Below are 1,843 nucleotides of genomic sequence, written 5' to 3'. Positions count from 1 at the left end.
TGCAATCAATCTATACAATGAAATAAGATTACATTTATCTTTAGAATACAAAACACCTAATATGGTATATAAATTAACAGCGTAAATCTATTTTTAACCTGTAGCCATATTTCAGGACTAGACAGCTAAACCAAACAATGAGCGAAAGTATATTATTTGAGATTTTAAAGAAATCAAAGGAGAACAAAGAAATTATCGGAATTTGGAAATATAACGACGATGATGGATTTTGGGCTGGATACGTAAAAGACTATAATGAAGAATTGGTTACAATTCAACACTTTACTAAATACGGAAAATCAGACGGAATTATAATTGAGCGAATTGAAAATATAAAAAGTGTTGACTTTGACGATGATTACGCAAAAGCAATGCAATGTCTGATTGACTATTCATCGGAATTGGATAAAGACGAAAAATTCGAATTGAATTTAAACGACGACGAGGAATGGCAAACTGGAATATTAAAACAACTTGAAGGAACTGACCGAATTGCTCGCTTGGAAATTAATGGTTCAGACTATTTTTCTGGATTTATTACCAAACTATCTGAATCTGATTTGATTCTGCATTGCGTTGGTAAAATGGGTGAAGACGAAGGAACAGTCATTTATCGGATTGAGGATGTGACAGCAGTAAGAGTAAATGATATTGAAAATCGGAAAAGAGTAATGTTGTTCAAATGGAGAAAAGCCAGCTTGTAACAACGCATATAATTTATGGCTTAGACGGTTAATTGAATTGCGCTTCTCACATTTTTAGTTAACTTAGTTACGACGGAAAAATCCGTCGAGCGGCTCGCCGCGGCTTCTGATTCTCACGCAGCTCTGCGAGCTGCTGCCAATTCGCTCCCCAACGCTAGCCGCCAAATCGCCACAAATCATATACAAAACCGTTGTGCCTAATTTGAGAAAATGATTGCCGAAATAAATAAAGCTTGGAATTGGAAAGGATTTAATGCGACCGAAATAGTTCGGACGAATGACTTTGGCAACGTGATTTTCAAAACGGACAAAAACGAATATTGGAGAATTTGTCCCGAAGAAATTAGTTGCGGAAAAATTGCGGAATCGGAATCGGAATTTGACCGACTTTCGACTGACTCTGAATTTATCGAAGATTGGCAAATGACAAATCTTGTGAACATTGCAAAATCGGAACTTGGAGAATTAGAAGAAAACCAAAAATACTGTTTGAAAATGCCAGCTGTTATTGGCGGAGAATATGAAAAGTCCAATATTGGAAAAATAAGTTTTGCGGAATTAATTTCTTTTAGTGGAGATTTAGGGTTTCAAATAAAGGATTTGAAAGACGGACAAAAAATAAAATTTGAATTTAAAACATAGCTTGAGAATTTGAACATATTTGAAAAAATACTAGAAGACTTACTAAAGTACTATTTAGGATTAGACGATGTTTCATTGGAAAAACATTTGAACGAACCAGCTTTAGCAACAAAAGAGCGGGTCGCAACAATAGACGACCTTCAAGTTAGAATTTATACTAATGACCATATTCCACCTCACTTTCACGTAATTTCAAGAAATAGAGAAATAGATGCAAAATTCACAATTGAAAAATGTGAGTTAATTTCTGGAGATATGAATTCCAAAAATCTCAAAAAGATTAAAGCATTCTATCAAGGAATGAAAGGAAAAATTATTTTAGAGAAAATATGGGAAAAATATCACGGAAATAATAGTTAAAAAACTAGGCACAACAAAGAACTGAGGTAAAAAACAAGTAAATTCTTCATTAATCTGAGACAATAGTATTTTAGGCCCATAGATTCGAAAAAATGATTCTTTGAGCTTTTTTTATTTGATTTATCTACGTTTTACCT

General features: G+C 33.5%; 3 protein-coding genes. All 3 read left to right on the top strand.

Annotated features, from left to right (window positions below; translation table 11 throughout):
- Nucleotides 1–137: 137 nt before the first annotated feature.
- Entirely contained in the window at nucleotides 138–704 is a 567-nt protein-coding gene (locus ACFSQJ_RS14325; RefSeq protein ID WP_040252162.1) for a hypothetical protein, read from the top strand.
- Between the two features lie 210 nt (nucleotides 705–914).
- The gene (locus tag ACFSQJ_RS14320; RefSeq protein ID WP_377767659.1) at nucleotides 915–1,346 is read left to right on the top strand and encodes a T6SS immunity protein Tdi1 domain-containing protein; all 432 of its coding nucleotides are present in this window, start codon (nucleotides 915–917) and stop codon (nucleotides 1,344–1,346) included.
- Nucleotides 1,347–1,355: 9 nt separating this feature from the next.
- A complete protein-coding gene (locus ACFSQJ_RS14315) occupies nucleotides 1,356–1,706 on the top strand; it encodes a DUF4160 domain-containing protein (RefSeq protein WP_377767658.1) in 351 nt (116 codons plus the stop codon).
- The last annotated feature ends 137 nt before the right edge of the window (nucleotides 1,707–1,843 follow it).

The sequence above is a fragment of the Croceitalea marina genome, from assembly GCF_042684265.1.
Classification (GTDB): domain Bacteria; phylum Bacteroidota; class Bacteroidia; order Flavobacteriales; family Flavobacteriaceae; genus Croceitalea; species Croceitalea marina.
The sequence above is the reverse complement of the archived record's forward strand: the minus strand, read 5'-3'. Positions and strand labels throughout refer to the sequence as shown.